The 5,673-nt window shown below is 50.3% G+C and carries 6 protein-coding genes; all 6 read left to right on the forward strand.

Going from position 1 to position 5,673, the window contains the following annotated elements:
- On the forward strand, nt 1-1,354 hold a 1,354-nt coding region (gene mutL / locus VIN66_RS03575; protein ID WP_331922712.1), incomplete at its 5' end, for a DNA mismatch repair endonuclease MutL.
- Complete coding sequence (gene miaA, locus VIN66_RS03580) at nt 1,351-2,283, forward strand: tRNA (adenosine(37)-N6)-dimethylallyltransferase MiaA (RefSeq protein ID WP_331922713.1); 933 nt, start codon at nt 1,351-1,353, stop codon at nt 2,281-2,283. The genes mutL and miaA, both read left to right, overlap by 4 nt.
- 90 nt (nt 2,284-2,373) lie before the next feature.
- Complete coding sequence (gene hfq / locus VIN66_RS03585) at nt 2,374-2,631, forward strand: RNA chaperone Hfq (protein WP_331922714.1); 258 nt, start codon at nt 2,374-2,376, stop codon at nt 2,629-2,631.
- Between the two features lie 17 nt (nt 2,632-2,648).
- On the forward strand, nt 2,649-3,944 hold the full coding sequence (gene hflX, locus VIN66_RS03590) for a ribosome rescue GTPase HflX (RefSeq protein WP_331922715.1): 1,296 nt from the start codon (nt 2,649-2,651) through the stop codon (nt 3,942-3,944).
- 40 nt (nt 3,945-3,984) lie between these two features.
- Nucleotides 3,985-5,133: an FtsH protease activity modulator HflK gene (gene hflK / locus VIN66_RS03595; RefSeq protein ID WP_331922716.1), complete on the forward strand. Its 1,149-nt coding sequence runs from the start codon at nt 3,985-3,987 to the stop codon at nt 5,131-5,133.
- A 3-nt stretch (nt 5,134-5,136) separates the two neighbouring features.
- On the forward strand, nt 5,137-5,673 hold a 537-nt coding region (hflC, locus tag VIN66_RS03600; protein ID WP_331922717.1), incomplete at its 3' end, for a protease modulator HflC.

The following is a 5,673-nucleotide window of genomic DNA, read 5'->3' on the forward strand; positions in this document are numbered from 1 at the left end:
AGCCTGGCAAGCCAGTGCTGAGGGGCGGGATATGCAGGTTGAAGTGCGTCCGGCAGCCCATCCTGATGGCACCAGTATTGAAGTGCTGGATTTATTCTTCAACACCCCAGCCAGACGAAAATTCCTGCGTACCGACAAAACTGAGTTTGGCCACATTGACGAGTTGGTAAAGCGACTGGCGCTGAGCCGTTACGATGTCAGTTGGTTATTAAGCCATAATGGCCAGAATGTGCGGCGGCTTAAAGCCGCGCTGACGCAGGAGCAACGTCAGAAACGGGTCGCCGCGTTGTGTGGCCGGGTATTTGCTGAACATGCGGCTTTTATTGAAAACCAGTACGGCGATGTAAAAATATGGGGCTGGCTGGTGCATCCGCAGGCATGTTCTGCTCAATTGCATTGCCAGTACAGTTACGTTAATGGCCGGATGATGCGTGATAAACTGCTTAATCATGCTATTCGTCAGGCTTATGGCGATATGCTGGCGCCGGAACAGCAACCGGCTTTTGTCCTGTATCTGGAGTTAGAGCCTCGTCAGGTGGATGTAAACGTGCATCCGGCGAAACATGAAGTACGGTTTCATCAAGCCAGGTTAATCCATGATTTTGTCGTGTCGGCATTAACCAACGCACTAACACAGCTGACACCGATGGACAGCTCGGCTGCACAAGCCGGTGCATTGATACAGGAACCGCCTGCACAACCATACCAGCGTGCAGCACCTTACGTTAATCGTAATATTTATAGCGCAGACAGACGCCCGTCCGGTACAGCTGTAAAGCAAGAGTTATCTTACTGGCAAAGCAGCCAGAGTTTAGCCACTACCACAGCAAACGAAAACTCTACACCACCTGTTCCTCTGAGCAACACGCTGCTGATTACAAAAAACCGTTATCTGCTACAGCAGAGTGGTGACGACATAGTCGTGATTGATTTACTGCCAACACTCAGTGCCTATTTTGCTGCTCAGCAGCTGCCATCTCAGCCATTGCTTTTACCGCAGCGGATATCATTAAATGCACAGCAATGCCGCTTGCTAACAGATAAAGCTGAGCAATTTAATCGTTTAGGCTTTGATATGTTACTGACAGACCAGTTGCTTATTGTACGGGCAGTGCCGCTTTGGTTGCGTCAGACGGTGGTCAGTCAATGGCTCGGTGATTGGTTACAGCTGCTGAGCCAGCAGCCAGTTGTTGACCTTTGCCACCATTTATTGGCTATGCTACTTAATGCTAATAGGGTGTCAGCCTCAGCAATGTTAGAATCTGCGCCACAATTGTTGTCTGCGCCAGAATGGTGGGTAAGCACGCCTTTGCAGCTCGAAGCGACGCTAAATTCACTGACGGAGCCGAAATGATGAAACCGGCAACAGATCAGGTCATTTTTCTGATGGGGCCTACGGCGTCAGGAAAAACGGCTTTGGCCACTGAGTTGTATCAGCGCCTGCCATCTGAGCTGATCAGCGTCGACAGTGCGCTGATTTACCAGGGCATGGACATTGGTACCGCTAAACCAACAGCAGCAGAGCTGGCGTTAGCGCCGCATCATTTAATTGATATTCGCGACCCGGCACAAAGCTATTCTGCGGCAGATTTCAGGGCAGATGCGCTCAGATTGATTGCTGAAATTCAACATCGTGGTAACATTCCGATTCTGGTTGGCGGAACTATGCTGTACTTTAAAACCCTGCTCGAGGGGATTTCGCCACTGCCAGAGGCTGACCCAGAGGTAAGGGCGCAGTTGGAACACGAAGCGGCATCTGTTGGTTGGGCGGTGCTGCATGAAGAGCTCAGTAAGGTCGACCCTGTGTCGGCGAAACGGATACACCCGAACGACCCGCAGCGGATAGGGCGTGCGCTGGAAGTATACAGAGTGACCGGTCGCAGTTTAACGGAACTTACAGCAGAAAAAGGGGAACCTTTTGCGTTTCCTGTGCACCAATTCGCTATTGCGCCACTTGAGCGTGCAGTGTTGCATCAGCGTATTGCTCAACGGTTCGAACAAATGCTTCAAGCTGGTTTTGAACAAGAAGTCAGGCTGATGAAACAACGGTGCGACTTGCACCCGGATTTGCCGTCTGTGCGCTGTGTTGGCTACCGGCAGATGTGGCAGTATCTGGATGGCGAATACAGCTACACTGAAATGACAGAAAAGAGCATCGCTGCAACCCGGCAATTAGCAAAGCGACAACTGACCTGGTTACGGGGTTGGCCACAACTTCACTGGTTGAAAAGTGATGCGTCTATGGCGGAAAACTTGCAAGCGGTTTTATCTTCGCTAAGCTAAACAAGCTGGATAAAAAATACGTTTTAACAACTTGAAATAAAAAAAATAATACCTATATAAGTCGGACTAATTAAAAAAGGAAAGCGGCACATGGCAAAGGGCCAATCTTTACAAGATCCATTTTTAAACACCTTGAGAAGGGAACGTATCCCGGTATCAATTTATTTGGTGAATGGAATTAAACTTCAGGGGCAGATCGAGTCTTTCGATCAATTTGTCATACTGCTGAAAAATACTGTGAGTCAGATGGTATATAAACATGCTATCTCAACCGTAGTGCCGGCCAGAGCCGTCAATACTATGGTTAGTCACAGCAATGGTCAGGGTGACGAAGACGACGCGGAATAATAACAGGGGTCTTTCGCTTGTCTGACACTAGCGTAATTCCGGAACAAGCGATCCTTGTCCATGTCAACTTTTCACAGCAGCATACCAGCGAGGACTTGAGCGAGCTCAAGTTGCTGGTATCGTCAGCTGGTGTTGAAACGGTTCAGGTACTGACAGCCAGTCGTAGTGCACCTGATCCGAAGTTTTTTGTCGGCTCAGGTAAAGCTCAGGAAATTGCTGATCTGGTTAGCCAGACAGAGGCCACGGTAGTGATTTTTAATCATGCCCTTAGCCCGGCCCAAACCCGTAACCTTGAGCGTTTATGTCTCGCCCGAGTCATCGACCGTACCACCCTTATCCTTGATATTTTCGCTCAGCGTGCCAGGACATTCGAAGGTAAGCTGCAGGTCGAACTTGCGCAGCTGCAACATCTGGCTTCGCGTCTGGTGCGCGGCTGGGATAGTCTCGATCGGCAAAAAGGTGGTATCGGTTTGCGCGGCCCGGGTGAAACTCAGCTGGAGACCGACCGTCGTCTGCTGCGTGAGCGTGTGAAAGCCTTGCAGGCAAAACTGGCAAAACTGGAAACTCAGCGCCAGCAAGGGCGCCGTGCGCGCCAGCGTGCCGAAGTGCCGGTGGTATCTGTAGTGGGTTACACCAACGCCGGTAAGTCGACTTTATTCAATCGCCTGACTAACGCCGGGGTATATGCTGCTGACCAGCTGTTCGCAACGCTTGATCCCACCCTGCGGCAGTTAAAATTGAAAGGCGTTGGTGACATCATTCTGGCTGACACTGTTGGATTTATCCGGCATTTGCCACATGACCTGGTTGCTGCATTCAAGTCAACCTTGCAGGAAACCCGGGATGCTGATTTGCAACTGCATGTGGTTGATGTCGCCGATCCGCGCAAAGATCATAATATGCAGCAGGTGGCGGAGGTATTGAGTGAAATCGACGCCGACCAGCTGCCGCAGTTATTGGTGTTTAATAAAATTGACCTGCTACAGCAGCCTGCGCGTATAGAGTATAACGAAGCAGGACTGCCATCTGCCGTATATGTCTCTGCGATGTCAGGCGCCGGGCTTGAGTTACTGCAGCAGGCGATTAGCGCGTTGTTGTCTGAACGGTATATCGATGTAGCCATAAAGCTGCCACCTGCGCTGTCGTCATGGCGGGCACATTTTCATCAGCAACATTGCATCGTTACCAAGCAGTTTGACGATGAGGGTAATTGTGCCCTGAAATTAAGACTGAGCGAGGCTGCATGGTTAAAAGCGCTTAAGCAGTCACAGGGTAAACTGGAAAACTATATCGTCAGCACGCCGGTTATTTGATACATTAACCTTTATTTTGCAACTTAGAACGGAGTAGAGCATGGCTTGGAATGAGCCCGGCAATAACGGAAAAAACAACGACCCCTGGAAGCAGGGCGGTCGTGATCAGGGGCCACCTGACTTAGACGAAGTGTTTCGTAACTTTGGTAAAAAGTTCGGTGGCATGTTCGGCGGTGGTAAGTCATCTGGCAGCGGCAGCAGTGGTGGAGCATCAGCTGCGTTGGTGCTGATCCTGATTGTTGCTGCGCTGGTTTGGGCGTTCAGTGGCTTTTACACAATAAAAGAATCTGAGCGCGGCGTTGTGCTACGTTTTGGTGAGTATCACAGTGAAGTTGGCCCGGGTATTCACTGGAAACCTACTTTTATTGACTCAGTGCTGCCGGTAGATGTGACCAGCGTCAGAACTTTACGCAGTGACGGCTTTATGCTGACGCAGGATCAGAATCTGGTGCGGGTGACATTTGAGATCCAGTACCGGGTATTCAATGCCCGGCAGTACAAATTCTCTGTTGTTGATGCTGACAACAGCCTGCATCAGGCAACCGATGCGGCGCTGCGTTATGTTATCGGTCATTCTATTATGGACGACGTCCTGACACGGGGTCGTGAAGTGGTGCGGCAGAATACCCGTCAGGAGCTGGAAGGTATCATTGAGCCTTACAACATGGGTATTGTACTGGTTGATGTGAACTTCCGTGATGCGCGTCCGCCGGAAGAAGTGCGCGATGCTTTTGATGATGCCATTAAAGCTCAGGAAGATCAGGAACGTTTCATTCAGGAAGCTCAGGCTTATGCCCGTGAGATTGAACCCCGCGCCCGTGGTCAGGTAAACCGTGTGATGCAGGAAGCCGAAGCTTACAAGCAGCAAATAGTGTTAAAAGCGCAGGGTGAAGTTGCCCGCTTTGAGAAACTGTTACCAGAGTACCTGGCTGCACCTAAAGTTACGCGTGATCGCTTGTATCTGGAAACGATGGAACAGGTTTACAGCAATACATCGAAAGTGCTGGTTGATGTAAAGAACGGCAATAATATTATGTATTTACCTCTTGATAAGATGCTTAACCAAAATGGCAGCACCGCGACGCCGTCTAACGCTGCGCCACTGCTACCGGCACGTAGCAGCTCTGACAGCAACAGTCAGAGCCGCCCGGATAGCAACCGTAACTCCACTCGTAGTGGCAGGGGGTAACCGATGAAGAATTTCACTATTGTGCTGATTGTTGTTATAGCGTTTATCTTTTTATCAGCGCTGTTTGTGGTGCCTGAAGGACAACGCGCTATCGTTATCCAGTTCGGTAAAATCCAGCGTGATGCCCAGCAAAACGTAGTGGTATACGAGCCTGGTCTGCATTTTAAGCTGCCCATGATTGAAACGGTGCGTAAGCTGGATGCCCGGGTTCAGACACTGGATGATGCGCAGGACCGTTTTGTCACGGCAGAAAAGAAAGACTTACTGGTAGACAGTTATGTTAAGTGGCGCATCAGTGACTTTGGCGCCTACTTTCTGGCCACCGGCGGCAATACTGCTCAGGCAGAGGTACTGCTGAAGCAATATATTAATAACGGTTTGCGTACCGAATTTGGTGCCCGCACTATTCCGGAGATTGTCTCTGGCGAGCGTACTCAACTGATGCAAAGCGCTTTGCAACAGGCGGGTGAAGCGTCAAAAGAGTTAGGCATTGAAGTTGTCGATGTGCGGGTGAAGCAGATTAACCTGCCGCAGGAAGTC

This window comes from Rheinheimera sp. (assembly GCF_036568245.1).
Taxonomy (GTDB): Bacteria; Pseudomonadota; Gammaproteobacteria; order Enterobacterales; family Alteromonadaceae; genus Alishewanella.

Excerpts from the sequence above, each read along its gene's own strand:
- hflK (WP_331922716.1), top strand. The coding sequence starts at position 3,985 with ATGGCTTGGAATGAGCCCGGCAATAACGGAAAAAACAACGACCCCTGG.
- hfq (WP_331922714.1), top strand. The coding sequence starts at position 2,374 with ATGGCAAAGGGCCAATCTTTACAAGATCCATTTTTAAACACCTTGAGA.
- miaA (WP_331922713.1), top strand. The coding sequence starts at position 1,351 with ATGATGAAACCGGCAACAGATCAGGTCATTTTTCTGATGGGGCCTACG.